The organism is Corynebacterium sp. HMSC08D02 (assembly GCF_001807505.1).
Classification (GTDB): domain Bacteria; phylum Actinomycetota; class Actinomycetes; order Mycobacteriales; family Mycobacteriaceae; genus Corynebacterium; species Corynebacterium pseudogenitalium.
On sequence record NZ_KV789236.1, the window covers coordinates 270,871 to 296,800 of the forward strand.

Below are 25,930 nucleotides of genomic sequence, written 5' to 3' on the forward strand. Positions count from 1 at the left end.
CCCCGTTGCCACGTACTGTGACTGGCGGGGTGTTTCGCGTTGTGTGCTAAGATTTCGCACCATGCTGCCCAAATCCAGGATCATTGCTTCGTTGTTGGCGGGCCTCGGCATTGCGTTGTTGGTTGGTGGTCTGCTGGCCCCGCGTGTGCTGAACTCGGGCGCGAAGCTACCGCTGGACCTTGGGGCGGTAACGTTGACGATGGCCGATCCCGATGGCACCCGCGAGGGCGAGCCGGCCCCGGTGGTGCACCAGCTGCACATGGAGGTGCAGAATCCGGCGGGCAAGGACTCTGCCAGCGTGCGCGTGGGGGACACGTTGCGTGCGGGGGACGCGGGTACGGACTTTGAAAACCTTGTCGGCGCGAGCACGTGGACGTATACCTTGAACCGTGAAACCGGTGAGGCGCAGGGACCGGCAAAGGTCCAGCTTGTGATGGCGATGCCGGCCGTCGATGTCCCGATGGAGGGGTCGTGGCTGAAGTTGCCATCGCCGGTGAAGCAGGAGACGTACCAGGTGTTCGACCCGGTGTTGCGTGGGGCTGCTCCCGCGGAGTTCGTCGCAGAGGAATCGGTTGCTGGGCGCACGGTGCTGCGGTTCCGGCAGGTCATTGCGCCAACGAACGTGGCGCAGCGGTACGCGGATATGCGAAACACGTTGACCGTCGAAGGGGAAGAAGGTGAGCCGGTCCGCACGTTCTATACGCATAGCGCGCAGCGCGAGTTGTTGGTTGATCAGATCACCGGCGTGGTCGTGGGGATGCAGGAGCGCGTCAACGACTATTATGCTGACGTGGACGGCAATGAGGTCCAGGGCATTGTTTCCTACGACGCCGCGATGGACGAGCAGCAGACGGCCGAGCTCATCTCGCTTCTCGACGGCGCCTACGGGCCTTCCACGCAGCAAGCCTTCACGTGGAGCGTGCTCGGTTTGGGTGGTGCGCTGACCTTGATTGGTCTGGTTGGCGCGTTGTGGCCGCGTCGGCGTTAGCGTCGCGCCTGCGTTTAGTGCTAAGCTTCCCCGCGACGGCATTGAATCGGGGGATTGTTGCTGCCCTTTACAACATTGGGTGCATTGTGTAAACTCATTCGGTGCACTGGAAGCCGTCTCCAGTCCGCTATGTCAACCTTGCTTTGTTGGCGTCGAGAATTTTCGAAGCGCTGACTTGACAAGGTGATTTTGCTGTCTCTGGGGGCGGGTATTCCGAAGCAGACCGAATGCTAATCTACCCAGCGGAAACGCCGATTTTTACAGAGCCAGAGTAGAGATCGGCGTCCGCCTTAGGTGCTGGAAGGACCCAACTTGGCAGTCTCAAACCAGACCATGTCAATGGCTGAAATTCCCGGGGCTCCCGAACGTTATTCGTTCGCGAAGATCGCAGAGCCGATCGCTGTCCCGGGTCTTCTTGATGTACAGCTTGAATCTTTCGCGTGGCTTGTTGGTACGCAGGAGTGGCGTGAGCGTGAGCAGGAAGCTCGCGGCGCCGACGCGCGTATCACGAGTGGCTTGGAGGACATTCTCGAAGAGATTTCTCCAATCCAGGACTACTCGGGCAACATGAGCCTGACGCTGTCCGAGCCGCGCTTCGAAGATGTCAAGGACACGATCGACGAGTGTAAAGAAAAAGATATTAACTACTCCGCGCCGTTGTATGTGACGGCGGAGTTCATCAACAATGAAACCCAGGAGATTAAGTCTCAGACGGTGTTCATTGGTGATTTCCCGCTGATGACGGACAAGGGCACCTTCATCGTCAACGGCACTGAGCGTGTTGTTGTTTCGCAGTTGGTGCGTTCGCCGGGCGTGTACTTCGACGAGACGATTGATAAGTCGACGGAGCGGCCGCTGCACGCGGTGAAGGTGATCCCTTCGCGCGGTGCGTGGTTGGAGTTTGACGTCGATAAGCGTGACACGGTTGGTGTGCGTATTGACCGTAAGCGTCGTCAGCCAGTGACGGTGCTGCTGAAGGCGCTTGGTTGGACGACGGAGCAGATCACGGAGCGCTTCGGCTTCTCCGAGATCATGATGTCCACCCTCGAGAATGACGGTGTGGCGAACACCGACGAGGCGCTGCTGGAGATTTACCGCAAGCAGCGCCCGGGCGAGCAGCCGACGCGCGACCTCGCGCAGTCCCTGCTGGAGAACTCGTTCTTCAAGGCGAAGCGCTACGACCTGGCACGAGTTGGCCGTTACAAGATCAACCGCAAGCTCGGTCTTGGCGGCGACCACGACGGCCTGATGACGCTGACCGAGGAAGACATCGCGACGACCCTCGAGTACCTGGTGCGCCTGCACGCAGGTGAGACCGAAATGACTTCCCCGGAGGGCGAGGTCATCGCGATTAATACGGACGACATTGACCACTTCGGTAACCGTCGTCTGCGCACGGTGGGCGAACTGATCCAGAACCAGGTTCGTGTTGGCCTGTCCCGTATGGAGCGTGTTGTGCGCGAGCGCATGACGACGCAGGACGCGGAGTCCATCACGCCGACCTCGCTGATTAATGTCCGCCCGGTTTCCGCGGCGATCCGCGAGTTCTTCGGCACCTCGCAGCTGTCGCAGTTCATGGACCAGAACAACTCTCTGTCTGGTCTGACGCACAAGCGTCGTCTGTCGGCGCTGGGCCCTGGTGGTCTGTCGCGTGAGCGCGCCGGCATTGAAGTCCGAGACGTGCACCCGTCGCACTACGGCCGCATGTGTCCGATTGAGACGCCGGAAGGCCCGAACATTGGTCTGATCGGTGCGTTGGCTTCCTACGCACGCGTCAACGCGTTCGGCTTCATTGAGACGCCGTACCAGAAGGTCGAAGACGGCAAGCTGACTGATACGGTCCACTACCTGACCGCGGACGAAGAGGACCGCTACGCAATTGCGCAGGCGGCCACCCCGATGGATAAGGACGGCAACCTAACTGGTGAGCGTATTGAGGTCCGCCTGAAGGACGGCGACATCGGCGTCGTTGGCCCGAAGGGCGTGGATTACCTCGACATTTCCCCGCGCCAGATGGTGTCCGTGGCAACGGCGATGATTCCGTTCCTCGAGCACGATGACGCGAACCGTGCCCTCATGGGTGCGAACATGCAGAAGCAGGCGGTGCCGCTGCTGCGTTCTGAGGCCGCGTACGTGGCCACCGGTATGGAACAGCGCGCTGCGTACGATGCTGGTGACACGATTATTTCGGCGAAGGCTGGCGTCGTCACGAATGTGACGGGCGACTTCATCACCGTCATGGACGATGAAGGCATCCAGGATACCTACATGCTGCGCACGTTCGAGCGCACGAACCAGGGTACCTGCTACAACCAGGTCCCGATCGTTGACCACGGTCAGCGTGTTGAGGCTGGCCAGGTGCTGGCTGACGGCCCAGGCACCAAGAACGGTGAGATGGCGCTCGGCCGCAACCTCCTGGTTGCGTTCATGCCGTGGGAAGGCCACAACTACGAGGACGCGATCATCCTGAACCAGCGCGTGGTTGAGGACGACATTCTGACCTCCGTGCACATCGAAGAGCACGAGATCGACGCCCGCGACACCAAACTGGGTGCAGAGGAAATTACCCGCGAGATCCCGAACGTGTCCGAGGACGTGCTGAAGGACCTCGACGAGCGTGGCATTATCCGCATCGGTGCGGACGTGCGTGACGGTGACATCCTGGTCGGTAAGGTCACCCCGAAGGGTGAGACCGAGCTGACTCCGGAGGAGCGTCTGCTGCGCGCCATCTTCGGCGAGAAGGCCCGCGAGGTCCGCGACACCTCCCTGAAGGTGCCGCACGGTGAGACCGGTAAGGTCATCGCGGTTCGTCGCTTCTCCCGCGAGGACGACGACGATCTGTCCCCAGGCGTCAACGAGATGATTCGCGTCTATGTTGCGCAGAAGCGCAAGATCCAGGACGGCGACAAGATGGCTGGCCGCCACGGCAACAAGGGTGTCGTGGGCAAGATTCTGCCGCAGGAAGATATGCCGTTCATGGAAGATGGCACCCCGGTGGACATCATTCTGAACACCCACGGTGTGCCGCGTCGTATGAACATTGGCCAGGTCCTCGAGGTGCATCTCGGCTGGTTGGCGAAGGCTGGTTGGACGGTCAACCCGGACGATCCTGCGAACGCCAAGTTGCTCGAGACGCTGCCTGAGCATCTGTACGACGTCCCGCCGGAGTCGCTCACCGCGACCCCAGTGTTTGACGGCGCGACGAACGAGGAGATCGCTGGTCTGCTGGCGAATTCCAAGCCGAACCGCGACGGTGACGTCATGGTCGATGAGAACGGCAAGACCACGCTGTTCGACGGCCGCTCCGGCGAGCCATTCAAGTACCCGATTTCCGTCGGCTACATGTACATGCTCAAGCTGCACCACCTGGTTGACGAGAAGATTCACGCTCGCTCCACTGGTCCGTACTCCATGATTACCCAGCAGCCGCTCGGCGGTAAGGCCCAGTTCGGTGGCCAGCGCTTCGGTGAGATGGAGGTGTGGGCGATGCAGGCATACGGTGCCGCCTACACGCTGCAGGAACTGCTGACGATTAAGTCGGATGACGTGGTTGGCCGCGTGAAGGTGTACGAGGCCATTGTGAAGGGCGAGAACATCCCTGACCCGGGTATTCCGGAGTCGTTCAAGGTGTTGCTCAAGGAGCTGCAGTCGCTGTGCCTGAACGTTGAAGTCCTTTCGACGGACGGCACCCCGATGGAGCTCGACGGCGATGATGACGACTTTGATCAGGCCGGTTCCTCCCTTGGCATCAACCTGTCACGTGACGAGGGCTCCGCGGCGGATACCGCCTAAGCCAGGAACGAACGAAAGAATCTATCCAACTGCAATCCTCCCCGTCGTTGGGGAGGTGAAAGGGAATTTACGTGTTTGACGTAAACCTCTTCGACGAGCTTCGCATCGGCCTGGCTACTGCTGACGACATCCGTCGTTGGTCGCATGGTGAGGTCAAGAAGCCCGAAACGATTAACTACCGCACGTTGAAGCCGGAAAAGGACGGCCTGTTCTGCGAACGCATCTTCGGTCCTACCCGTGACTGGGAGTGTGCGTGTGGCAAGTACAAGCGTGTCCGCTACAAGGGCATCATTTGTGAGCGTTGTGGCGTCGAGGTCACTAAGTCGAAGGTTCGCCGTGAGCGCATGGGCCACATTGAGCTGGCCGCACCGGTGACCCACATTTGGTACTTCAAGGGCGTCCCATCGCGCCTGGGCTACCTGCTGGATCTTGCTCCGAAGGATCTGGAGCGCATCATTTACTTCGCCGCGAACATCATCACCAGTGTTGATGAGGAGGCGCGTCACAACGACATGTCGACGCTCGAGGCGGAGATGCTGCTCGAGAAGAAGGAAGTCGAGCAGGACGCGAATGCCGAGATTGCGGAGCGTGCGCAGAAGCTGGAGGAGGACCTCGCTGAGCTCGAGGCTGCCGGTGCGACTGCTGCTGCCCGCAAGAAGGTGCAGAACGCTGCTGACAAGGAGATGCAGCACATCCGCGAGGCCGGCGAGCGCGAGGTTGAGCGCCTCGACGAAATTTGGTCCACCTTCCAGAAGCTTGCTCCGAAGCAGATGATTATCGACGAGTTCCTCTACGAAGAGCTCGTGGACCGCTACGAGGACTACTTCACTGGCGGCATGGGTGCTGAGGCGATCCAGACGCTGATCCGCAACTTCGACCTCGAAGCTGAGGCGGAGGAGCTGCGCACCATCATCGCTGAGGGCAAGGGCCAGAAGAAGGTCCGCGCACTGAAGCGCCTGAAGGTCGTGGCTGCGTTCCAGCGTTCCGGCAATGATCCTGCCGGCATGATCCTGGACGCGATCCCGGTGATCCCACCGGAGCTGCGTCCAATGGTGCAGCTGGACGGCGGCCGTTTCGCCACCTCGGACCTGAATGACCTGTACCGTCGCGTGATTAACCGCAACAACCGTTTGAAGCGCATGATTGACCTGGGTGCCCCAGAGATCATCGTGAACAACGAGAAGCGCATGCTGCAAGAGTCTGTCGACGCCCTCTTCGACAACGGCCGTCGAGGCCGCCCTGTCACGGGCCCAGGCAACCGTCCGCTGAAGTCCCTGTCTGACCTGCTGAAGGGTAAGCAGGGTCGCTTCCGCCAGAACCTGCTGGGTAAGCGTGTGGACTACTCTGGCCGTTCGGTCATTATTGTTGGTCCGCAGCTGAAGATGCACGAGTGTGGTCTGCCGAAGCTGATGGCGCTCGAGCTGTTCAAGCCGTTCGTGATGAAGCGCCTCGTGGACAATGAGTACGCGCAGAACATTAAGTCGGCGAAGCGCATGGTGGAGCGCCAGCGCCCTGAGGTGTGGGACGTCCTCGAAGAGGCGATTTCCGAGCACCCGGTGCTGCTGAACCGTGCGCCAACCCTGCACCGTCTTGGCATTCAGGCGTTCGAGCCGAAGCTGGTCGAGGGTAAAGCAATCCAGCTGCACCCGCTGGCCTGTGAGGCGTTCAACGCTGACTTCGACGGTGACCAGATGGCAGTCCACCTGCCACTGTCCGCGGAGGCGCAGGCAGAGGCCCGCATCCTGATGCTGTCCTCGAACAACATCCTGTCCCCGGCATCCGGCAAGCCACTGGCGATGCCTCGCCTGGACATGGTGACCGGCCTGTACTTCCTGACCATGGAAAAGGGCGAGGACGAGATCGGCGGCGAGGGTCGTTTCACCCCAGCCGACGAGAACGGCCCAGCCAAGGGCGTGTACTCCTCCTACCGTGAGGCCATCATGGCCTACGACCTGGGCGTACTTGGCCTGCAGGCACCGATCAAGGTGCGCATCGACCACCTGCGTCCGACGATTGAGATTGAAGCTGAGCAGTTCCCAGACGGCTGGTCGAAGGGCCAGGCTTGGATGATGGAGACCACCCTTGGTCGCATCATGTTCAACGAGCTGCTTCCGTTCAACTTCCCGTACCAGGAAGGCGCGATGGTCCGTAAGGGCGGCGGCGCTGGCAAGGTGCTGTTGGGCGACATCATCCAGTCGATGGTGGAGAAGTACCCAATGATTACCGTTGCCCAGACGCTGGACAAGCTGAAGGACGCCGGTTTCTACTGGGCGACCCGTTCCGGCGTGACCATCTCCATGTCCGACGTGTTGGTGCTTCCGAACAAGACGGAAATCCTCGAGCAGTACGAGCAGCGCGCCGAAGAGATCGAGCGCAAGTACTGGGAGAAGGGTGCCCTGACCGAGGAGAACCGCTACGACCGTCTCGTGGAGCTGTGGCAGGACGCCACCAACCAGGTCGGTGAAGCAGTTGAGGCGCTGTACCCGGATGACAACCCGATTCCGATGATCGTGAAGTCTGGTGCTGCCGGTAACATGCGTCAGATCTGGACCCTGGCCGGCATGAAGGGCATGGTCGTGAACTCGCGCGGTGAGTACATCACCCGCCCGATCAAGACCTCCTTCCGCGAAGGCCTGACAGTGATGGAGTACTTCAACAACTCCCACGGTTCCCGAAAGGGCCTGGCGGATACGGCACTGCGTACCGCAGACTCCGGCTACCTGACCCGCCGTCTTGTCGACGTCGCCCAGGACGTCATCGTCCGCGAGCACGACTGCGGCACCCGCCAGGGAGTCAAGGTTCCAGTTGCGCAGCTTGCCGGTGAGAAGTTCGTCCGCGACGAGTTCGTCGAGACCTCCGTCGCTGGCCGAGTACTGGCATCCGACGCGAAGGACGCCGAGGGCAACGTTGTGCTCGAAGCCGACGCTGAGCTTTCGGAAGAGCGTATCGACGCCCTCGTCGCCGCCGGTGTCGAAGAAGTCAAGGTCCGCTCCGTCCTGACCTGCCAGACCCCAACCGGCGTCTGCGCGAAGTGCTACGGCAAGTCCATGGCATCCGGCAAGCTTGTCGACATCGGTGAAGCCGTCGGTATCGTGGCTGCACAGTCGATTGGTGAGCCTGGTACCCAGCTGACCATGCGTACCTTCCACCAGGGTGGTGTCGGTGGCGACATTACCGGTGGTTTGCCACGTGTTCAGGAGCTGTTCGAGGCCCGCGTGCCGAAGAACTGCGCCCCGATCGCATCCGTGGCCGGCACCGTCACCCTCGAGGACGAAGGCAACTTCTGGACGCTCACCATCCACCCGGATGACGGCTCCGACGTTGTGGTCTACGAGAAGCTGTCGAAGCGCCAGGGCCTCGCACAGGTCCGCCGCCCGATGGAGTCCAACCCGAACGCGATGATCGAGCGCTCCCTGCGTGAAGGCGACCACGTTAACGTGGGCGACCGCCTCCTGCGCGGCGCTGCTGACCCGCACGACGTGCTCGAGGTCCTCGGCCGCCGTGGTGTGGAGAAGCACCTCATCGACGAAGTGCAGGCCGTGTACCGCACCCAGGGTGTGTCCATCCACGACAAGCACATCGAGATCATCATCCGCCAGATGCTGCGACGCGGCACCGTCATCGACTCGGGTACCACCGAGTTCCTGCCGGGTACACTTGTGGATCTGTCGGAGGCACGCCAAGTCAACGCTGCAGCTGTTGCAGATGGTGGCGAGCCAGCAGAGATGCGCTCCGAGATCATGGGTATCACCAAGGCCTCCCTGGCAACCGAGTCCTGGCTGTCCGCCGCTTCGTTCCAGGAGACCACGCGTGTGCTCACGGACGCTGCTATTAACAAGCGTTCTGACCAGCTGATCGGTCTGAAGGAGAACGTGATCATCGGTAAGTTGATCCCGGCTGGTACCGGTATCTCGCGCTACCGCAACATCACGGTCAAGCCGACGGAAGCCGCCCGCTCCGCCGCCTACTCGATCCCGTCCTTCGGCGACGGCATCTACGGCGACGAGGCATACGGCGACTACACCGGCGCCTCCGTCCCACTGGAGGAATACGGGTACGACCAGATCTAGTGACTCTGGCTTATAGCTAGGTCTGCTACCCCAGCACCAGCGCCCCGCCCCCTGAACCCAGGGAGGCGGGGCGCTTTGCCTTAGTCGCTGTACACGCCGTGGGCGTCAACTCCGCGAGCCCACTGCAATACCAGCGCGTGGCCCCGCTGTGCGGCGGCGTCCTGCAGCTGGTCGATGTTTTGCTCGATGACGGACCCCGGCCACAACGTAGTACGCAGCTGCAGTTCCATGCCATGTTCGCGGGCCGCGGCGCACACGATGTCGAGGCTTTCCCACATCCGTGCGGCCACCACGCTGGTGACACCAGCGACCGAGGGTAAGTGCGCGGGAAGCGCCTTGACGTCGAACCCGATCCAGTCGGGGCGGGTAGTCGAGTCAGCGAGAATGGAACCCAGCCTCGCGGGGACATAGCCACTCGTGTGTAGCCCGACGGGAAACCCGATCTCATGAGCCGCGGCAATCGCTTCGCCGAGACCTGCGCATGCGAGTGGTTCGCCGCCGGAAATGACGAGGGCGTCAATAAGTCCGTGTCGAGCCCGCAGTAAGTCGAGCACTTCCGAGAAATCGTGGGGAGCAGGAGTAAATTCCTGCAAGCTAGGGTTGTGGCAGTAGCTGCAGCGCAGTGGGCAGCCTTGTGTGAATGCCGTGACCGTGAGACGGCCGGGCCAGTCGGTGGCGGAGAACGGAATGATCCCCGCCACCGGCAGGTTAGGCGAAGGCTTCTGCGAAGTAGTGACGCTCAGCGAACTCACCCTTCTTCCCAGTGTTGAAGCTTTGCACGGGCCGGAAGTAGCCCATTACGCGCGTCCACATTTCGGTGGCGCTTCCGCAGTGCGGGCATTCGGGGTGCTCGCCGGAGATGTAGCCGTGGTTTGCGCAGATGGAGAACGTCGGCGTGATAGTGATGTACGGCAGGCGGAAGGTTTCTAGGCTGCGTCGTACGAGCTTGGCGGTTGCTTCGCCACTGGACATTGCTGCGCCCATGTACAGGTGAAGCACCGTGCCGCCGGTGTACTTCGTTTGCAGGTCCTCCTGGGCGGCGAGCGCCGCGAACGGATCTGGAGTGTGCGCAACAGGCAGCTGGGAGGAGTTGGTGTAGTACGGCTGCTCCTCGGTACCTGCCTGGATGATGCCGGGATAGCGGGCACGGTCCTCGCGTGCGAAGCGGTACGTTGCGCCTTCCGCGGGGGACGCTTCTAGGTTGTAGAGGTGCCCTGTACGTTCCTGAGCTTCCGTGATGCGGGCATTGATGTGGTCGAGCAGGCGCGCCACAAGTGCATGGCCTTGGGGGTCGGTGATGTCGTAGGCGTCGTGCGTGAAGTTACGTACCATTTCGTTGCAACCATTGACCCCGATGGTGGTGAAGTGGTTGTCAAACCCCGGTAACCACCGTTTCGTGTACGGGTATAGCCCCTTATCGAAGCAATCTTGCACAAACGCGCGACGCCGCTCCAGCGTATCGACAGCCACCTCGATCAACTCGTCAACCCTGCGCAGTAGCGCAGCCTCATCGTTGGGGAAGAGGTACCCGAGGCGTGCGCAGTTCAGGGTGACTACGCCAATGGAGCCAGTGAGCTCCGCGGAACCGAACAGGCCGTTTCCGCGCTTGAGTAGCTCACGCAGGTCGAGTTGGAGGCGGCAGCACATCGAGCGGATCATGCCTGGGTCCAAATCCGAGTTGAGGAAATTTTGGAAGTAGGGGAGGCCGTACTTGCCAGTCATGTCGAACACGGCTTTCGCGTTTGGCGAGCCCCAGTCGAAGTCCTTGGTGATGTTGTACGTCGGGATGGGGAAGGTAAATGGTCGGCCGTCGGCGTCGCCTTGGGACATAACCTCAATGAACGCGCGGTTGATCATGTCCATCTCTTCTTGGAGCTCGCCGTAAGTGAAGTCGACAGGGTCTCCACCGATGAACGGAGTCTGCTCAGCGAGGTCCTGAGGGCACGTCCAGTCAAAAGTAAGGTTCGTGAACGGAGTCTGCGTCCCCCAACGCGAGGGAACGTTGAGGTTGAAGACGAACTCCTGCATGTGTTGCAAGACGTCCTCGTAGGTGAGCGAGTCCAGCCGTACGAATGGTGCCATGTAGGTATCGAAGCTGGAGAACGCCTGCGCGCCAGCCCATTCGTTCTGCAGTGTGCCGAGGAAGTTCACTACTTGTCCGCACGCGGAGGAGAAATGTTTTGGTGGCAGAGAAGATATCGTGCCAGGTACCCCTCCGAACCCTTCTTCAAGGAGCTGCCTCAATGACCACCCTGCGCAGTACCCGGAGAGCATGTCGAGATCGTGGATGTGGAGGTCGCCGTTGCGGTGGGCATTGCCGGCGACGTTGGAAAACACTTCGTCCAGCCAGTAGTTGGCGGTGATTTTGCCGGCGGAGTTGAGAATCATTCCGCCGAGCGAGTAGTCCTGGTTGGCGTTTGCGTTGATGCGCCAGTCAGCGCGGTGGAGGTATTCGTTGATGGTGGCTTGGGGGTCGACGTTGTTGGCGGCCATGCTGCTTCCTTTCTCTCGGTTCGTAACTAACGTAGCTGTAATTCCATTGGTCGTATTTAGTAGATATGGACACAAAGAATCACTGAGGTACAACATGTGGTAGCTGTGGAGATGTGCACCCTTGGTGGACGTCGGGCGATAGGTGTAGGTGTAGTAGCGCCTCTATAAACCCTCAGTACACCCTCGAACGGGGGCATCTACTGTGGAGGAAGTTTCGATTTTGCGAAGGTGGGGTAGCTCGTGATACTCTGTCGGACGGTTCACCACCTCAAGGTGAAGTGTCTGATCGTTTTCGCATAAACGTGGCGGAGCGTTCTGGACGTGCGGCAGGGCCCCGGGAAAGAGCCCTCATTTTTGCATGTTCAGGCGATTGTCCGCCTCAGCGTAAAAATTAGAAGGAAAATCTATGCCAACTATCCAGCAGCTGGTCCGCAAGGGCCGCCACGACAAGCGTGGCAAGGTAGCAACTGCAGCGCTGAAGGGTTCCCCGCAGCGTCGTGGCGTGTGCACCCGCGTGTACACCACCACGCCGAAGAAGCCGAACTCGGCGCTTCGTAAGGTTGCTCGTGTTCGTCTGACCTCCGGTATTGAGGTCTCCGCATACATCCCAGGTGAGGGCCACAACCTCCAGGAGCACTCCATGGTGCTTGTCCGTGGTGGTCGTGTGAAGGACCTCCCGGGTGTTCGCTACAAGATTATTCGTGGTTCCTTGGATACCCAGGGTGTCAAGGATCGTAAGCAGGCTCGTTCCCGCTACGGCGCAAAGAAGGGACAGTAATCAGAAATGCGTAAGCAGCAAGCTCCGAAGCGTCCCATCGTTAAGGACCCGGTATACAACTCTGAACTCGTGACCCAGCTGGTCAACAAGGTGCTTCTCGACGGCAAGAAGTCCACCGCTGAGCGCATCGTCTACGGTGCACTCGAGATCTGCCGTGAAAAGACCGGCACCGATCCGGTTGGCACCTTGGAAAAGGCACTCGGCAACATCCGTCCTGACCTTGAGGTTCGCTCCCGTCGTGTCGGTGGCGCTACCTACCAGGTTCCAGTCGAGGTGAAGCCAGTTCGTGCAACCACTCTGGCTCTGCGCTGGATGGTCACCTTCACGCGCCAGCGTCGTGAGAACTCGATGATCGAGCGTCTCGCTAACGAGATCCTGGACGCGTCCAACGGCTTGGGTGCATCCGTGAAGCGTCGCGAGGACGTCCACAAGATGGCCGAGGCAAACCGCGCGTTTGCTCACTACCGCTGGTAGTCGCCGGTAGGTCATATATGAAACAAAGCGCCCGGACCATGCTGACACGGACAACGTGTGCACAATTGCATACGTGGTTACCCACCAATGTGGGTGCACGTGCGGCGTCCGGGTTTTTGTTTTGAAGTGACTTACAGGCTGGCTCTGCCCATCTTGGGCAAACAGTGGCACAATGAACTAGGTAAATATTCGCCAAGACGTGTGCAGCACGTCGACGACTTTTAAGTTGGGGTAAATAACGTGGCACAAGAAGTGCTTAAGGATCTGCACAAGGTCCGCAACATCGGCATCATGGCGCACATCGATGCTGGTAAGACCACCACGACAGAGCGCATTCTGTTCTACACCGGTATTAACCGCAAGGTCGGCGAGACCCACGACGGTGGCGCAACCACCGACTGGATGGAGCAGGAGAAAGAGCGCGGCATCACCATTACGTCCGCAGCAGTGACCTGCTTCTGGAATAACAACCAGATCAACATCATCGATACGCCGGGTCACGTGGACTTCACCGTTGAGGTTGAGCGTTCCCTGCGCGTGCTCGATGGTGCAGTTGCTGTGTTCGACGGCAAGGAAGGCGTTGAGCCGCAGTCCGAGCAGGTCTGGCGTCAGGCTGCAAAGTACGACGTTCCGCGTATCTGCTTCGTCAACAAGATGGACAAGCTGGGCGCTGACTTCTACTACACCGTTGGCACGATCGTCGATCGTCTCGGCGCGAAGCCGTTGGTAATGCAGCTTCCGATCGGTGCTGAGGATGACTTTGACGGCGTCGTTGACCTTCTTGAGATGAAGGCAATGCTGTGGCCGGGCAAGGTCGAGACCGGCACCCCTGCGCAGATCACCGAGATCCCGGACGATCTGAAGGAAAAGGCTGAGGAGTACCGTGAGAAGCTCGTCGAGACCGTTGCTGAGTCCGACGAAGAGCTCATGGAGAAGTACTTCGGCGGCGAAGAGCTCACGATCGAGGAGCTCAAGGCTGGCATCCGTAAGCTGACCGTTAATTCGGAAGTTTACCCAGTGTTCTGTGGTACTGCGTACCGCAACAAGGGTGTCGAGCCTGTGCTGGACGCCATCGTCGATTACCTGCCTTCTCCGCTGGATATCGGCGAGGTTCACGGCACCTCCGTCGACGGTGAGGAAGACCTCACGCGTAAGCCTTCCGTTGATGAGCCGTTCTCTGCACTGGCGTTCAAGATTGCTGTGCACCCGTTCTTCGGCAAGCTGACTTACGTGCGCGTGTACTCGGGCCAGGCTATCCCGGGCGAGAACATGATGAACTCCACCAAGCAGCAGCGTGAGCGCGTGGGCAAGCTCTTCCAGATGCACGCGAACAAGGAGAACCCGGTTGAGCACGCTGACGCCGGCAACATCTACGCGTTCATTGGCTTGAAGCACACCACTACTGGTGACACCCTGTGCAACCCTGATCATCCGATCATCCTCGAGTCCATGGACTTCCCGGATCCGGTTATTCAGGTTGCTATTGAGCCGAAGACCAAGGCTGACCAGGAGAAGCTGGGCACCGCTATTCAGAAGCTTGCTGAAGAGGACCCAACCTTCACCGTTCACCTGGATGAGGAGACCGGCCAGACCGTTATCGGCGGCATGGGCGAGCTCCACCTCGACGTCCTCGTTGACCGCATGAAGCGCGAGTTCAAGGTCGAGGCGAACATTGGTTCTCCACAGGTTGCGTACCGCGAGACCATCCGCAAGAAGGTGCAGTCCCTGGACTACACCCACAAGAAGCAGACTGGTGGTTCCGGTCAGTTCGCAAAGGTTATCGTTTCCATCGAGCCTTACAACCCGGATCCAGAGACCCTGGAAGAGGGCGAGAGCGCAACCTACCTGTTCGTCAACGAGGTCACCGGTGGTCGCGTGCCGAAGGAGTACATCCCTTCCGTGGATGCCGGTATCCAGGACGCGATGCAGTACGGCTACCTCGCTGGCTACCCGCTGGTCAACATCAAGGCAACCCTCGAAGACGGCGCTTACCACGAGGTTGACTCCTCCGAAATGGCCTTCAAGATGGCCGGTTCGCAGGTGCTCAAGGAGGCCGTCGCTAAGGCGAAGCCAGTGCTGCTCGAGCCGCTGATGGCTGTTGAGGTTGTCACGCCTGAGGAGTACATGGGTGACGTCATCGGTGACCTGAACTCCCGTCGTGGCCAGGTCAACTCGATGGACGACCGCTCTGGCGCCAAGGTTGTCAAGGCTGTTGTTCCGCTGTCGCAGATGTTCGGCTACGTTGGTGACCTGCGCTCCAAGACGCAGGGTCGCGCGAACTACACCATGGTGTTTGACTCCTACGGTGAAGTTCCGTCCAACGTCGCTCAGGAAATCATCGACGCCCGCAACGGCAACTAATCGCTGCTCCCTGCTTCTCGACGGCCTACTCACGTGCCAGTGAGTGTGACCGGTAGAAGGAAGCAGGGATGGCCGCTAGTAGCGGTCGCGCTGGAATCGCCACAAGATTGAAGTGGTGGTTTGAGCCGGCCGTTACTCGCGACGAATGATCCCGGAACTTTCGGTCTGACGGTTTGAAAATCAGACTGGGAATCTCTAGGATCAGGTAACTGGCACATTGTGAATGAGCCGACGCCTTTTCGAAGGCAAAGGCAAATGTAAACCACGTGGCTGCGAAGGTCGTAGCCACCATGAAGTCCTAGGAGGACATACAGTGGCAAAGGCAAAGTTCGAACGTACAAAGCCGCACGTCAACATCGGTACCATTGGTCACGTCGACCACGGTAAGACGACCACCACGGCTGCTATCACCAAGGTGCTCGCTGACAAGTACCCGGAGGAGAACAAGTCCTTCGCGTACGACGCGATTGACAAGGCGCCGGAAGAGCGCGAGCGCGGCATTACCATTAACATTTCCCACGTCGAGTACAACACTCCTAAGCGTCACTACGCACACGTGGATGCTCCAGGCCACGCTGACTACATCAAGAACATGATCACCGGTGCTGCTCAGATGGACGGCGCAATCCTCGTGGTTGCTGCTACCGACGGCCCGATGCCTCAGACCCGCGAGCACGTTCTGCTTGCTCGCCAGGTTGGCGTTCCTTACATCCTCGTTGCCCTGAACAAGTGCGACATGGTCGACGATGAGGAAATCATCGAGCTCGTCGAGATGGAAGTTCGTGAGCTTCTCGCAGAGCAGGATTACGACGAAGAGGCTCCAATCGTTCACATCTCCGCTCTGAAGGCTCTTGAGGGCGAGGAGAAGTGGGTTGACTCCATCGTTGAGCTCATGGAAGCTTGCGACAACTCCATTCCGGACCCAGTTCGCGAGACCGACCGTGACTTCCTGATGCCGATCGAGGACATCTTCACCATTTCCGGCCGCGGTACCGTTGTTACCGGCCGTGTTGAGCGTGGCGTCCTGAACCTCAACGACGAAGTTGAGATCATCGGTATCCGCGAGAAGTCCACGAAGACCACCGTCACCTCCATCGAGATGTTCAACAAGCTTCTCGACACCGCTGAGGCTGGCGACAACGCAGCTCTGCTGCTTCGTGGCCTGAAGCGTGAGGACGTTGAGCGTGGTCAGGTTGTCATCAAGCCGGGCGCTTACACCCCTCACTCCAAGTTCGAGGGCTCCGTCTACGTCCTGTCCAAGGACGAGGGTGGCCGTCACACGCCATTCTTCGACAACTACCGTCCTCAGTTCTACTTCCGCACCACCGACGTTACCGGTGTTGTGCACCTGCCTGAGGGCACCGAGATGGTCATGCCTGGCGACAACGTCGACATGTCCGTCGAGCTGATCCACCCAGTCGCTATGGACGAGGGCCTGCGCTTCGCTATCCGCGAGGGCTCCCGTACCGTCGGCGCTGGCCGCGTCACCAAGATCCTCGGCTAATTCAGTCCGATAACGTGACGTAAAGGTCACTCCCCATCGGGGAGTGACCTTTTTTCATGCCTACAGTGCGTTGGGAAGGCAACGGTTCTAGGACCACTATGTCCTGCAGCTGGTCACCGTGCTGTTACTTCAGTGCATTGGGCACCGCCGACTTAAGGGACATTTTGTGTGTAACTAGCCGCGTCCAGCCCACCCCTTTCTCACTGCTAGACCGGGGTTGCATTGACGATCATTGCCAGTATTGAATTCTTTCAGCCGCCCATTCAGTGCACCGCTGTGTGCAAGATCGTCTCTCGCCCCGCAGGCTGTATGGCAGCTCAGTTAGCGGCATACCCCACTTGCTTCCCGGTCATGTTCGTGCCCTGGCCAGTATCGTGCACGCCAGGGCTTTGCTCGTCCCCCTGGCAGTATGCGATCGCCCAACGCGTAGAGAGACCGGTTCTTGTTCTCTAGAGCCACCAATCTCGCTGCGCTACCCGCAGACTCGATACATCCCACACGTCAGACGTCATCCGGCGTTCAATTCTCAAGACCGGCGAATGGAACTGTTTTGAAAACCATATCGGCAGTCCGGGAAACCGAATAGATATATACACACAAAATGTCCCTTAAGCCGCACCGTCTGGACACGAAAAGCTCCCCACCTGTTGGTGGGGAGCATTCGCGTGAGTACTTTTAGGCGCTAACCTGGTCGAAGTGCAGCTTCCACAGGGTATCCACGTTCATTGTGTGGTTTGCCATTCGGAAGTCCTGATCGGCGCGTTCGAGAACGTCAACGACTTCGTCAAGCGAGAATGCTGGGTTGGCAATCGCAACGAATTCAACGGTCGGCCTGGTCTCGACCATCGCAACTTTGGCGTCGGCAGAGTTGATGATGGGGTCCATAGCCAAGTGGTGGCACGCCGCTTCGGCGACGCGTTTGACGTTGATTTCGGTTGTGCCATGCTCGGCGTCGGCCGCGGTGATTGCTCGGGTCGAGAATCCGCGGCTGCGAATATTTGCGATGACAGCCCACAGTCCAAGAAGTACCAGCACGACAGCACCGACGATCAGCGCTGTGTTGTACCAGGAACGGTAGGGAAGATTGCTGATCACGACTGGATCGACCTGCTGGATCCATTCGCTCACGTAGGGGATGTCCCAGAAGTACGTGAGTGGGATAAACCCGACGCAGAGCAGGAGAACGCCAATGATGAACACGAGCAGGCGGTCAAAGAACGCAAGTGTCTTGGTCATTTACTTCGCCTCCTGTTCAGCAACTGGTGCTGGCGCTTCGGTCTTGATGGTGATGGCGGGTACCTGCTCCAGACGCTGGAACTCACCAACGAGAGTTTCGTGCGCTTGCTGCTCGACATCGGGCCGCTGGACGTCGGTCTGCATTGTGAGCGTCAATTTGTTCCGGTCCGCTTTGGTACGCGCATGGTTTGCGCCAAACTGAGACGTTGCAAGGAACGTCGACTTCCGCGCAATATCCACGGGTCGCGTCCAGATCGAAACCGGTGACTGCACGCGTAGATGAGTTTTCTGGCGTGGCTTCAACGACGCAATCACGAGCGCAAGCCCCACCAACATCACAACGATGCCGACGGCGACGGCTACCCACGTAATGTCAATGAGATTCAACGTCAACTGGTCGTAGAGCTCGGGGAGCCATTCGGTTTGGCCATCTGCTTCTTGGAGGCGGACCCAAACGTCGTGCCCGATAACAACGGCGCCCCCGAGGAACGCCAGGCCGGCGAGCACGGTGATCCAGCGTGCAACTGGGCTAGCTTTCGGTGCGGCAGCCGGGTGCGGGCCTACTGGGGCGACGGGCGTATTAGGTTCGGTCATAGTACTTCACCGCCGGTTTGATCGTAATTTCACGAAGCGGCTGAGGTTGCGGTGCCGATACCGTCGTCGGTGCCGCAGTGCGCTTCACGCGAATGGGCTTGAGCGGCGCAGGTTGCGGAACGCTCGGGCTATATACGCGCTGTTTGCGTGTTTGCACGCCAAGCAGTCGGGCAGGCTCCGGCGTTTGTGGACGGAAAACCCGCGTGGGCTGTGCTTCGAAGCCCTTGGTACGCACGGGGTACGGAGTCGGAGCGGCAATGGATTTCACAGAGACTGGCTCTGGAACGTGGGTGTCCGTCAGGTCGTCGACAAGCGAGCGAGCGACGATATCGTGCAACGGTTCCGGCTCCTTCGTCGTCGGGGACTCTACGTCCAAAGGCTTGACCTTCAGCGGAGTCGGGATGATGAACGACTGGTGGTTTGCAACGTCGTCCCACGAGACGGGTTCACCGGCGTTCGCGGTGACGTTTGCCACCTCGATATTGACGCTGGAGACGTCAAGCCCAGTCAAGGTCCGGATGTGCGAGATGATCGTTGAACGCACCGCGTCCGTGATGGCAGCAATGGGGGCAGGGTAAGTAGTAGCGATCTCGGCTTCGACGGCCGCGGTGCCTGAAACTCGGTCCAGGCGGACATCGATTTGGGGAAAGCTGCGGCCTGCCAAACCTGCAAGCTTTGCGTCCATTTCGATCGTGCCGGGCACTGACGAAGCCGCCACCTCAGCAATCTGCGCGATGACGCGCTCACTGAGATGGAATTGGTTCGACGCCATTAGCTACGACCCTTGCCCGAGCTGGTGCTCAGGATTTCTGCGAGGTCCAGCTTGCCATCAAGCTGGGCGCCGACGACACCACCAATGACGGAGAAGAGAACGAGCCACAGTAGCCCGAGTCCGCCGCCAAAGGTGACGAAGAAAGCAACGATAATGCCGATAATGACACCGGTTAACGCTTTGTTAGATAAAAGATTCATTGTTCACCACTTACTTGTAGTTGTGGGTACGCAACGCGGACGCCCTAACGGGCGTTCCTATTCGGCGTCGGCGACAACAACGTCGACGAAATCGACATCGGTGGCGCGCAGGGTAGCGGTGCGTACGTCGTCGGCGACGGAGTGAATGTCCCGTTCGCTCGAAACGTCGTAAATAAAGTTGACTTCAAGGCCGCGGAGGTTGGGGTCTGAGGATCGCGTCGCGGGTTTGAGCCCTTCGATCCGCTCGCCGGGTAGCAGGAGGGCAACTTCACCGAAGAACCCGCCGTGCATACCCGCAACGCCAGGGACAGCCAAAATGGCGTCCCGGGCGGCTTCGGCCACCTCGCGGCTAACGGAGGTGTACGCCATAACTACTGAGCCAGCGCCTGGTTAGCGTTGTAGGCGGCCTCGTTGGACTCCTCGTTGTCCTGCTCCGGCAGGTGGACGTCGTGAACAGTGACGTCGACGCGGTCAACGATAAGGCCGGTCATGCGGGTAACAGCAACAGTGATGTTCTCGCGGATGGCGTTTGCGAGCTCGTGGATGGCGACGCCGTACTCCGCAATAATTGCAACAGCGACGGAAGCGTGGCCGTCCTCGACAACGACATCGACGCCCTGCTGAACATTGGTGGAGGAGGTCAGCGACTCGCGAACAGCACCCCACATGCGTGCAGCGCCACCGCCCAGGTTGTAAACTCCGGAAACTTCGCGGGCGGCGATGCCGGCGATCTTGCCGACGACGTTGTCGTCGATCATCGTGGTGCCGTGCTCAGTCTCAAGGTTGGAGTTGCGGGTGCGAACCTGCTCTGTCTCCTTTGCCTCGGTGGTGGCAGGAGTGTTCTCGGTTGCATTGTGGTCGGCCATGGAAAATCCCTTCGTCTATATATTGGGTAAAGAAAAGTACGACGGACAGACGCCCGTGTAAACACCCAGGGTACACAGCAACCAGCTAGCTTGCCTGAATCGATGCAAAAATTTCCGAATGGATATCACTCTGCAACCAAACTGAAATGTTCGGAGAAGGGGTTGCACTTCTTGCAAGAACGTGTTTTAATACTCGGGTTGCCTCGACATGATGGCCGCAAGGTTGTGATGGTGGGGTAAACATGACACCTTCCAAAGAAGGTTTTTATCTAGGTTAACTAGGTGAGAAACCGGAGAAGGGACATGGCAAATAAACAGCGGCAGTACGCAAGGGTCACGCACCCTTCCGAGTCTGACACCCCGATGCACGTGTGCACCGAGGCGGAAGCACTGAAGTAAGCGCGCAGTTTATTGTCGCGTTACTCACCTTCCGGAAGTGTCAAACAGTCAATGAAAACGACACTGGCGTTGAGCCATGGGCCCAGCCCGGACAACGTTATAGAGAAACTAGAAGCTACAACCCCACCGCTTCGTTCAGAATGTGGGGATGCGAGGAAGAGGTAAGCGTGGCGGGACAGAAGATCCGCATCAGGCTGAAGGCCTACGACCACGAAGCGATCGACGCATCTGCGAAGAAGATCGTTGAGACGGTCACCCGCACGGGTGCCCGCGTCGTTGGACCGGTGCCGTTGCCCACAGAGAAGAACGTGTACGCCGTTATTCGTTCTCCCCACAAGTACAAGGACTCTCGCGAGCACTTTGAGATGCGCACGCACAAGCGTCTCATCGACATTCTCGATCCGACGCCGAAGACGGTTGACGCGCTCATGCGTATCGACCTTCCTGCAAGCGTTGACGTGAACATCCAGTAATCACTAGAGATCCGACAACCTGTAAGTAGTGGAGAACTAATACATGTCTGATAACCAGATCAAGGGCATTCTGGGCACCAAGCTCGGCATGACCCAGATCTTCGACGACGAGAACCGTGTTATCCCGGTTACCGTCGTTGAGGCTGGGCCGTGCGTGGTCACCCAGATCCGTACACCAGAGACTGATGGCTACTCCGCCATCCAGATTGCTTACGGCGACATCGATCCCCGTAAGACGAACAAGCCAGAGGCTGGCCACTTCAAGAAGGCTGGCGTCACCCCACGTCGCTACGTAGCTGAAATCCGCATGGATGACACCTCTGCGTACGAACTCGGCCAAGAGATCACCGTCAATCTGTTTGACGGCGACGTCTTCGTCGACGTTGCTGGCACCACCAAGGGCCACGGCTTCGCTGGCGCAATGAAGCGTCACGGCTTCGCGGGCCAGGGTGCAGCACACGGTAACCAGGCTGCTCACCGTCGCGTTGGTGGCATTGGTGGCGCGTCTACGCCGGGTCGCGTGTTCAAGGGCAAGCGCATGGCTGGCCGTATGGGCGGTAACCGCGTTACTACCCAGAACCTGAAGATTCAACGCATCGACGGCGACAACAACCTCCTCCTCATCAAGGGTGCTATCCCTGGTGCGAAGGGTTCTGTTGTTACCGTCAAGACCGCAGTGAAGGGCGGTGCTCACGCATGACGAACCTGACGTTGAACGTCCACACCGCAGACGGAAAGACCAACGGTTCCGTTGAGCTTCCGGCAGAACTTTTTGACCGTGAAGCTTCCATTCCCCTGATGCACCAGGTTGTGACAGCTCAGCTGGCAGCCGCTCGTCAGGGCACTCACGCCACCAAGACCCGCGGCATGGTCCGCGGTGGTGGTAAGAAGCCATTCCGCCAGAAGGGCACCGGTCGCGCTCGTCAGGGCTCGATCCGCGCGCCACACTTCACCGGCGGTGGCATTGTCCACGGTCCGCAGCCGCGTTCTTACGCGCAGCGCACCCCAAAGAAGATGATCAAGGCTGCACTTGCTGGTGCACTCACTGATCGTGTTCGCAACGAGCGCATCCACCTCATTGAGGAGCTTGTTCCGGGCCAGAAGCCTTCGACCAAGTCTGCTCGTGCGTTCATTGAGCGTCTGACAGACCGTAAGTCGGTGCTGCTCGTGATCGGCCGTGAGGATGTTAACTCCCGTCTGTCCGCAAGGAACCTGCCGGGCGTCACCATTCTTGAGCCGGCGCAGCTGAACACCTACGACGTGCTGAACGCCGATGACGTTGTGTTCTCGGTTGAGGCGCTGCACACCTTCATCAACCGTGGCAAGGCTGAAGCTGCGGAGGAGGAGAAGTAAATGGCTAAGATCGTGAATTCCCGCGACATCATCATCGCGCCGGTCCTCTCTGAGAAGACCTACGCGCTGATGGAGCAGAACACCTACACGTTTTTTGTAGCGAAGTCTGCTAACAAGACCCAGATCAAGATTGCCGTGGAAGAGATTTTCGGCGTCGACGTCGCTTCGGTGAACACCGTGAACCGTGAGGGCAAGCGCAAGCGTTCCCGCACTGGTTTCGGTAAGCGCAAGGACACCAAGCGCGCCTACGTTACTCTCCGCGAGGGCAGCGATCCCATCGACATCTTCGGCGGCGCAGCCGTCTAAGTGACTCGATAGAAAAGGACAAAATATGGCTATTCGTAAGTACAAGCCGACAACCCCGGGTCGCCGTGCCAGCTCTGTTTCGGAGTTCGAGGAGCTTACCCGCTCCACTCCGGAAAAGTCGCTGCTGCGCCCGCTCCCGAAGAAGGGTGGCCGCAACACGCACGGCCACATCACCACTCGTCACCGTGGTGGCGGCCACAAGCGTCGTTACCGCGTGATTGACTTCCGTCGTTCGGACAAAGACGGCGTGCTGGCAAAGGTTGCTCACATCGAGTACGACCCGAACCGCACCGCTAACATTGCTTTGCTCCACTACTACGACGGTGAGAAGCGCTACATCATCGCTCCGAAGGGCCTGAAGCAGGGTGCTGTCGTTGAGGCTGGTCCTAACGCCGACATCAAGGTTGGTAACAACCTCCCACTGCGCAACATCCCGACCGGTACGACGATCCACGCTGTTGAGCTCAAGCCTGGTGCAGGTGCCAAGCTTGCTCGTTCCGCAGGTGCTTCTATCCAGCTGCTCGGTAAGGAAGGTTCCTACGCAGTGCTGCGTATGCCGTCCTCCGAAATTCGCCGCGTGGACATCCGCTGCCGCGCAACCGTTGGTGAGGTCGGCAACGCTGACCAGATCAACATCCGCTGGGGCAAGGCTGGCCGTATGCGTTGGAAGGGCTGGCGCCCAACGGTCCGCGGTGTTGTCATGAACCCTGTGGATCACCCACACGGTGGTGGTGAAGGTAAGACTTCCGGTGGTCGTCACCCAGTGTCCCCATGGGGCAAGAAGGAAGTTCGCACCCGCAACCCAAACCGTTACTCAAACAACATGATCGTGCGACGCCGTCGCTCGAAGAACAAGAAGCGTTAAGAGGAGGTAGTAAGACATGCCACGTAGCCTAAAGAAAGGCCCGTTCGTCGATGAGCACCTCCTCAACAAGGTGGACGCTCAGAACGATGCAGGCACCAAGCAGGTAATCAAGACCTGGTCTCGCCGTTCGACCATTCTCCCAGATTTCATCGGACACACTTTCGCCGTCCACGACGGCCGCAAGCACGTCCCGGTGTTTGTCGACGAGTCCATGGTCGGCCACAAGCTCGGCGAGTTTGCACCAACCAAGACCTTTAAGGGTCACGTCAAGGAACAGAAGGGACGTCGATAAGCAATGGCTGACACCATCACCACTGCATCCGCGACGGCCAAGTTCGTTCGTGTTTCCCCGATGAAGGCGCGCCGCGTGCTCGCCCTCGTCCGTGGGAAGTCCGTCTCCGAGGCTCTCGCAGTCCTGAAGTACGCACCACAGGGTGCTGCGAAGGACGTCGCCAAGGTTGTTGCATCTGCAGCCGCCAACGCTGAAAACAACTTCGGTTTGGACCCGCGTACGCTGGTCGTCTCCGAGTGCTGGGCAAACGAAGGTCCGACCATGCGTCGCTTCCAGCCACGCGCTCAGGGTCGCGCATTCCAGATCCGGAAGCGCACCTCGCACATCACCGTAGTTGTCGAGTCCAAGGAAGGGGCGAAGTAATGGGCCAGAAGATTCACCCACACGGCCTGCGCCTGGGTATCACGTCCGACTGGAAGTCCCACTGGTACGCCGACAAGAACTACGCTGATTACGTCGCAGAAGACATCAAGATCCGCGAGTTCCTGTCCAAGGGCCTCGAGCGCGCCGGTATCTCCGACGTTGTCATCGAGCGCACCCGTGACCGCGTCCGCGTCGACATTCACACTGCCCGCCCGGGCATCGTGATTGGCCGTCGTGGCGCTGAGGCTGACCGCATCCGCCGTGAGCTCGAGAAGCTCACCGGCAAGATGGTTGCGCTGAACATCCTCGAGGTCAAGAACGTCGACGCCGACGCGACGCTCGTTGCTCAGTCCATCGCTGAACAGCTGGTCAACCGCGTTGCGTTCCGTCGTGCGATGCGCAAGGCAATCCAGTCCGCTATGCGTAACCCACAGGTCAAGGGCATCAAGGTCATGACCTCGGGTCGTCTCGGCGGCGCTGAAATGTCCCGCGTTGAGCGCTACCACGAAGGCCGTGTGCCACTGCACACCCTTCGTGCTGAGATCGACTACGGCATCGCAGAAGCACACACGACCTTCGGCGTCATCGGCGTCAAGGTTTGGATCTACAAGGGCGACGTCGTCGGTGGCGTGCGCGAGTCCGAGCTCAACGCTCCGTCGAACGAGCGTCGTGGCCGTGGCGATCGCCGCCCACGCCGTGGTGGCCAGCGCCGCCAGCGTGCAGAGCAGAAGCAGGAGGGCTAATCAATGCTTATTCCTAAGCGTGTGAAGTACCGCCGCCAGCACCGCCCGACTCGTTCTGGCGTGTCCAAGGGTGGCAACACGATCAACTTCGGTGACTACGCTCTGCAGGCTCTCGAGCCGGCGTACATCACCAACCGTCAGATTGAGGCGGCTCGTATTGCGATCAACCGCCACGTCAAGCGTGGTGGCAAGGTCTGGATCAACATCTTCCCGGACCGTCCGTTGACGCAGAAGCCGCTCGGTGTTCGTATGGGCTCCGGTAAGGGCCCTGTCGAGAAGTGGGTCGCTAACGTAAAGCCGGGACGTATTCTCTTTGAGATGTCCTACCCGAACGACGCAACCGCTATCGAGGCACTGCGCCGCGCAGGCGCGAAGCTGCCTTGCAAGGTTCGCATCATCAAGAAGGAGGACCAGTTCTAATGGCAAACGGTACCCCCGCATCCGAGTTCCGCGAGCTCAACGACGAAGAGCTGCGCGCTCGTCTGTCCGAGGCAAAGGAAGAGCTGTTTAACCTGCGCTTCCAGCTTGCTACCGGCCAGCTGACCAACAACCGCCGCATCTCCACCGTGAAGCGCGACATCGCACGTATCTACACCGTGCTGCGCGAGCGCGAGCTCGGCCTGTCCGTTGTTCCGGGAGCTGAGGCTTAATCATGAGTGAGGCAAACGTGAACGAACAGACCAACGAGAAGCGTGTTCAGAAGAACCGCCGCGGCTACGTCGTCTCCGACAAGATGGACAAGACCATCGTTGTCGAGGTCGAGGACCGCAAGTCCCACGCCCTGTACGGCAAGATCGTCCGTACCACCAAGCGCGTGAAGGCACACGACGAGGAGAACACCGCCGGTGTTGGCGACCTCGTCCGCATCCAGGAGACGCGTCCGCTGTCCAAGGACAAGCACTTCCGTCTCGTGGAGATCATTGAGAAGGCACGCTAAACCCATCCGGTAGAGGCGTCCGACTCAAGGACAAGAGAGCACCACCCCCAAGTTTCGTTACGACGGGGTGG

Annotated in this window: 26 protein-coding genes; 18 read left to right on the forward strand and 8 right to left on the reverse strand. The window is 59.5% G+C overall.

Annotated features, from left to right (window positions below):
* Positions 1-61: 61 nt before the first annotated feature.
* The 3 genes from HMPREF3170_RS02425 (at position 62) to HMPREF3170_RS02435 (ending at position 8,850) form a co-directional block, all read left to right on the forward strand.
* Entirely contained in the window at positions 62-988 is a 927-nt protein-coding gene (locus tag HMPREF3170_RS02425) for a cell envelope lipid trafficking protein PgfA (protein WP_070477525.1), read from the forward strand.
* Between the two features lie 294 nt (positions 989-1,282).
* Positions 1,283-4,780: a DNA-directed RNA polymerase subunit beta gene (locus tag HMPREF3170_RS02430; RefSeq protein WP_070477527.1), complete on the forward strand. Its 3,498-nt coding sequence runs from the start codon at positions 1,283-1,285 to the stop codon at positions 4,778-4,780.
* Positions 4,781-4,851: 71 nt separating this feature from the next.
* The gene (locus tag HMPREF3170_RS02435) at positions 4,852-8,850 is read left to right on the forward strand and encodes a DNA-directed RNA polymerase subunit beta' (RefSeq protein WP_070477529.1); all 3,999 of its coding nucleotides are present in this window, start codon (positions 4,852-4,854) and stop codon (positions 8,848-8,850) included.
* A gap of 80 nt (positions 8,851-8,930) precedes the next feature.
* Here HMPREF3170_RS02435 and HMPREF3170_RS02440 read toward each other — a convergent pair whose 3' ends face one another.
* Positions 8,931-9,593 (reverse strand): anaerobic ribonucleoside-triphosphate reductase activating protein, encoded by a 663-nt coding sequence (locus tag HMPREF3170_RS02440; protein ID WP_083290831.1) that lies wholly within the window; start codon positions 9,591-9,593, stop codon positions 8,931-8,933.
* Positions 9,559-11,343, reverse strand: coding sequence for a ribonucleoside triphosphate reductase (locus tag HMPREF3170_RS02445; RefSeq protein ID WP_070477530.1), 1,785 nt, complete (start codon positions 11,341-11,343; stop codon positions 9,559-9,561). Before HMPREF3170_RS02445 ends, HMPREF3170_RS02440 begins: the two co-directional genes overlap by 35 nt.
* 406 nt (positions 11,344-11,749) lie before the next feature.
* Between HMPREF3170_RS02445 and rpsL the strand changes: the two genes are divergently transcribed.
* The 4 genes from rpsL (at position 11,750) to tuf (ending at position 16,460) form a co-directional block, all read left to right on the forward strand.
* The gene (gene rpsL / locus HMPREF3170_RS02450) at positions 11,750-12,121 is read left to right on the forward strand and encodes a 30S ribosomal protein S12 (RefSeq protein ID WP_070363116.1); all 372 of its coding nucleotides are present in this window, start codon (positions 11,750-11,752) and stop codon (positions 12,119-12,121) included.
* Between the two features lie 6 nt (positions 12,122-12,127).
* Positions 12,128-12,595, forward strand: a complete 468-nt coding sequence (gene rpsG / locus HMPREF3170_RS02455) for a 30S ribosomal protein S7 (protein ID WP_070363115.1) — start codon at positions 12,128-12,130, stop codon at positions 12,593-12,595.
* Between the two features lie 240 nt (positions 12,596-12,835).
* On the forward strand, positions 12,836-14,956 hold the full coding sequence (gene fusA / locus HMPREF3170_RS02460; RefSeq protein ID WP_070363114.1) for an elongation factor G: 2,121 nt from the start codon (positions 12,836-12,838) through the stop codon (positions 14,954-14,956).
* 313 nt (positions 14,957-15,269) lie between these two features.
* Positions 15,270-16,460 (forward strand): elongation factor Tu, encoded by a 1,191-nt coding sequence (tuf, locus tag HMPREF3170_RS02465; RefSeq protein ID WP_070363113.1) that lies wholly within the window; start codon positions 15,270-15,272, stop codon positions 16,458-16,460.
* Between the two features lie 675 nt (positions 16,461-17,135).
* Here tuf and HMPREF3170_RS02470 read toward each other — a convergent pair.
* From HMPREF3170_RS02470 to HMPREF3170_RS02495, 6 genes are read right to left on the reverse strand one after another with little or no spacing between them, the layout of a single operon-like run.
* Positions 17,136-17,696, reverse strand: coding sequence for an Asp23/Gls24 family envelope stress response protein (locus HMPREF3170_RS02470; RefSeq protein WP_070477533.1), 561 nt, complete (start codon positions 17,694-17,696; stop codon positions 17,136-17,138).
* Positions 17,697-18,290 (reverse strand): hypothetical protein, encoded by a 594-nt coding sequence (locus HMPREF3170_RS02475; protein ID WP_070477535.1) that lies wholly within the window; start codon positions 18,288-18,290, stop codon positions 17,697-17,699.
* Positions 18,277-19,062 carry an Asp23/Gls24 family envelope stress response protein gene (locus HMPREF3170_RS02480; RefSeq protein ID WP_070477536.1) on the reverse strand — a complete coding sequence of 262 codons (786 nt, stop codon included), beginning with the start codon at positions 19,060-19,062 and terminating at the stop codon, positions 18,277-18,279. The genes HMPREF3170_RS02475 and HMPREF3170_RS02480 overlap by 14 nt, the downstream gene beginning before the upstream one ends.
* Positions 19,062-19,262, reverse strand: coding sequence for a hypothetical protein (locus tag HMPREF3170_RS02485; RefSeq protein ID WP_070363109.1), 201 nt, complete (start codon positions 19,260-19,262; stop codon positions 19,062-19,064). Before HMPREF3170_RS02485 ends, HMPREF3170_RS02480 begins: the two co-directional genes overlap by 1 nt.
* A 57-nt stretch (positions 19,263-19,319) precedes the next feature.
* The gene (locus tag HMPREF3170_RS02490) at positions 19,320-19,631 is read right to left on the reverse strand and encodes a hypothetical protein (protein ID WP_070363108.1); all 312 of its coding nucleotides are present in this window, start codon (positions 19,629-19,631) and stop codon (positions 19,320-19,322) included.
* Positions 19,632-19,633: 2 nt separating this feature from the next.
* Positions 19,634-20,128, reverse strand: coding sequence for an Asp23/Gls24 family envelope stress response protein (locus HMPREF3170_RS02495; RefSeq protein WP_070363107.1), 495 nt, complete (start codon positions 20,126-20,128; stop codon positions 19,634-19,636).
* 566 nt (positions 20,129-20,694) lie between these two features.
* Between HMPREF3170_RS02495 and rpsJ the strand changes: the two genes are divergently transcribed.
* The 11 genes from rpsJ to rpsQ are packed head-to-tail and all read left to right on the forward strand — an operon-like array spanning position 20,695 to position 25,859.
* Positions 20,695-21,000 (forward strand): 30S ribosomal protein S10, encoded by a 306-nt coding sequence (gene rpsJ / locus HMPREF3170_RS02500; protein WP_003848085.1) that lies wholly within the window; start codon positions 20,695-20,697, stop codon positions 20,998-21,000.
* A 43-nt stretch (positions 21,001-21,043) separates the two neighbouring features.
* Positions 21,044-21,700 (forward strand): 50S ribosomal protein L3, encoded by a 657-nt coding sequence (rplC, locus tag HMPREF3170_RS02505; protein ID WP_070363106.1) that lies wholly within the window; start codon positions 21,044-21,046, stop codon positions 21,698-21,700.
* Entirely contained in the window at positions 21,697-22,353 is a 657-nt protein-coding gene (gene rplD, locus HMPREF3170_RS02510) for a 50S ribosomal protein L4 (RefSeq protein ID WP_070363105.1), read from the forward strand. The genes rplC and rplD overlap by 4 nt, the downstream gene beginning before the upstream one ends.
* A complete protein-coding gene (rplW, locus tag HMPREF3170_RS02515; protein WP_070363104.1) occupies positions 22,354-22,659 on the forward strand; it encodes a 50S ribosomal protein L23 in 306 nt (101 codons plus the stop codon).
* Between the two features lie 25 nt (positions 22,660-22,684).
* Positions 22,685-23,524 carry a 50S ribosomal protein L2 gene (gene rplB, locus HMPREF3170_RS02520; protein ID WP_070363103.1) on the forward strand — a complete coding sequence of 280 codons (840 nt, stop codon included), beginning with the start codon at positions 22,685-22,687 and terminating at the stop codon, positions 23,522-23,524.
* A 16-nt stretch (positions 23,525-23,540) separates the two neighbouring features.
* On the forward strand, positions 23,541-23,816 hold the full coding sequence (rpsS, locus tag HMPREF3170_RS02525) for a 30S ribosomal protein S19 (RefSeq protein ID WP_070363102.1): 276 nt from the start codon (positions 23,541-23,543) through the stop codon (positions 23,814-23,816).
* A 3-nt stretch (positions 23,817-23,819) separates the two neighbouring features.
* On the forward strand, positions 23,820-24,179 hold the full coding sequence (rplV, locus tag HMPREF3170_RS02530; protein WP_070363101.1) for a 50S ribosomal protein L22: 360 nt from the start codon (positions 23,820-23,822) through the stop codon (positions 24,177-24,179).
* Positions 24,179-24,922: a 30S ribosomal protein S3 gene (gene rpsC / locus HMPREF3170_RS02535; protein ID WP_070363100.1), complete on the forward strand. Its 744-nt coding sequence runs from the start codon at positions 24,179-24,181 to the stop codon at positions 24,920-24,922. Before rplV ends, rpsC begins: the two co-directional genes overlap by 1 nt.
* 3 nt (positions 24,923-24,925) lie before the next feature.
* On the forward strand, positions 24,926-25,342 hold the full coding sequence (gene rplP / locus HMPREF3170_RS02540; RefSeq protein ID WP_070363099.1) for a 50S ribosomal protein L16: 417 nt from the start codon (positions 24,926-24,928) through the stop codon (positions 25,340-25,342).
* A complete protein-coding gene (gene rpmC / locus HMPREF3170_RS02545) occupies positions 25,342-25,572 on the forward strand; it encodes a 50S ribosomal protein L29 (protein WP_070363098.1) in 231 nt (76 codons plus the stop codon). The genes rplP and rpmC overlap by 1 nt, the downstream gene beginning before the upstream one ends.
* A 2-nt stretch (positions 25,573-25,574) precedes the next feature.
* Positions 25,575-25,859 carry a 30S ribosomal protein S17 gene (rpsQ, locus tag HMPREF3170_RS02550; protein ID WP_070363097.1) on the forward strand — a complete coding sequence of 95 codons (285 nt, stop codon included), beginning with the start codon at positions 25,575-25,577 and terminating at the stop codon, positions 25,857-25,859.
* Positions 25,860-25,930: the final 71 nt, after the last annotated feature.

Excerpts from the sequence above, each read along its gene's own strand:
- rplD (WP_070363105.1), top strand. The coding sequence starts at position 21,697 with ATGACGAACCTGACGTTGAACGTCCACACCGCAGACGGAAAGACCAAC.
- HMPREF3170_RS02485 (WP_070363109.1), bottom strand. The coding sequence starts at position 19,262 with ATGAATCTTTTATCTAACAAAGCGTTAACCGGTGTCATTATCGGCATT.
- rplB (WP_070363103.1), top strand. The coding sequence starts at position 22,685 with ATGGCTATTCGTAAGTACAAGCCGACAACCCCGGGTCGCCGTGCCAGC.
- rplC (WP_070363106.1), top strand. The coding sequence starts at position 21,044 with ATGTCTGATAACCAGATCAAGGGCATTCTGGGCACCAAGCTCGGCATG.
- HMPREF3170_RS02470 (WP_070477533.1), bottom strand. The coding sequence starts at position 17,696 with ATGACCAAGACACTTGCGTTCTTTGACCGCCTGCTCGTGTTCATCATT.
- rpsQ (WP_070363097.1), top strand. The coding sequence starts at position 25,575 with ATGAGTGAGGCAAACGTGAACGAACAGACCAACGAGAAGCGTGTTCAG.
- HMPREF3170_RS02495 (WP_070363107.1), bottom strand. The coding sequence starts at position 20,128 with ATGGCCGACCACAATGCAACCGAGAACACTCCTGCCACCACCGAGGCA.
- HMPREF3170_RS02445 (WP_070477530.1), bottom strand. The coding sequence starts at position 11,343 with ATGGCCGCCAACAACGTCGACCCCCAAGCCACCATCAACGAATACCTC.
- HMPREF3170_RS02475 (WP_070477535.1), bottom strand. The coding sequence starts at position 18,290 with ATGACCGAACCTAATACGCCCGTCGCCCCAGTAGGCCCGCACCCGGCT.
- rpsL (WP_070363116.1), top strand. The coding sequence starts at position 11,750 with ATGCCAACTATCCAGCAGCTGGTCCGCAAGGGCCGCCACGACAAGCGT.
- rplV (WP_070363101.1), top strand. The coding sequence starts at position 23,820 with ATGGCTGACACCATCACCACTGCATCCGCGACGGCCAAGTTCGTTCGT.
- rplP (WP_070363099.1), top strand. The coding sequence starts at position 24,926 with ATGCTTATTCCTAAGCGTGTGAAGTACCGCCGCCAGCACCGCCCGACT.
- HMPREF3170_RS02425 (WP_070477525.1), top strand. The coding sequence starts at position 62 with ATGCTGCCCAAATCCAGGATCATTGCTTCGTTGTTGGCGGGCCTCGGC.
- rpsC (WP_070363100.1), top strand. The coding sequence starts at position 24,179 with ATGGGCCAGAAGATTCACCCACACGGCCTGCGCCTGGGTATCACGTCC.
- rpmC (WP_070363098.1), top strand. The coding sequence starts at position 25,342 with ATGGCAAACGGTACCCCCGCATCCGAGTTCCGCGAGCTCAACGACGAA.
- rplW (WP_070363104.1), top strand. The coding sequence starts at position 22,354 with ATGGCTAAGATCGTGAATTCCCGCGACATCATCATCGCGCCGGTCCTC.
- rpsG (WP_070363115.1), top strand. The coding sequence starts at position 12,128 with ATGCGTAAGCAGCAAGCTCCGAAGCGTCCCATCGTTAAGGACCCGGTA.
- HMPREF3170_RS02480 (WP_070477536.1), bottom strand. The coding sequence starts at position 19,062 with ATGGCGTCGAACCAATTCCATCTCAGTGAGCGCGTCATCGCGCAGATT.
- rpsS (WP_070363102.1), top strand. The coding sequence starts at position 23,541 with ATGCCACGTAGCCTAAAGAAAGGCCCGTTCGTCGATGAGCACCTCCTC.
- HMPREF3170_RS02490 (WP_070363108.1), bottom strand. The coding sequence starts at position 19,631 with ATGGCGTACACCTCCGTTAGCCGCGAGGTGGCCGAAGCCGCCCGGGAC.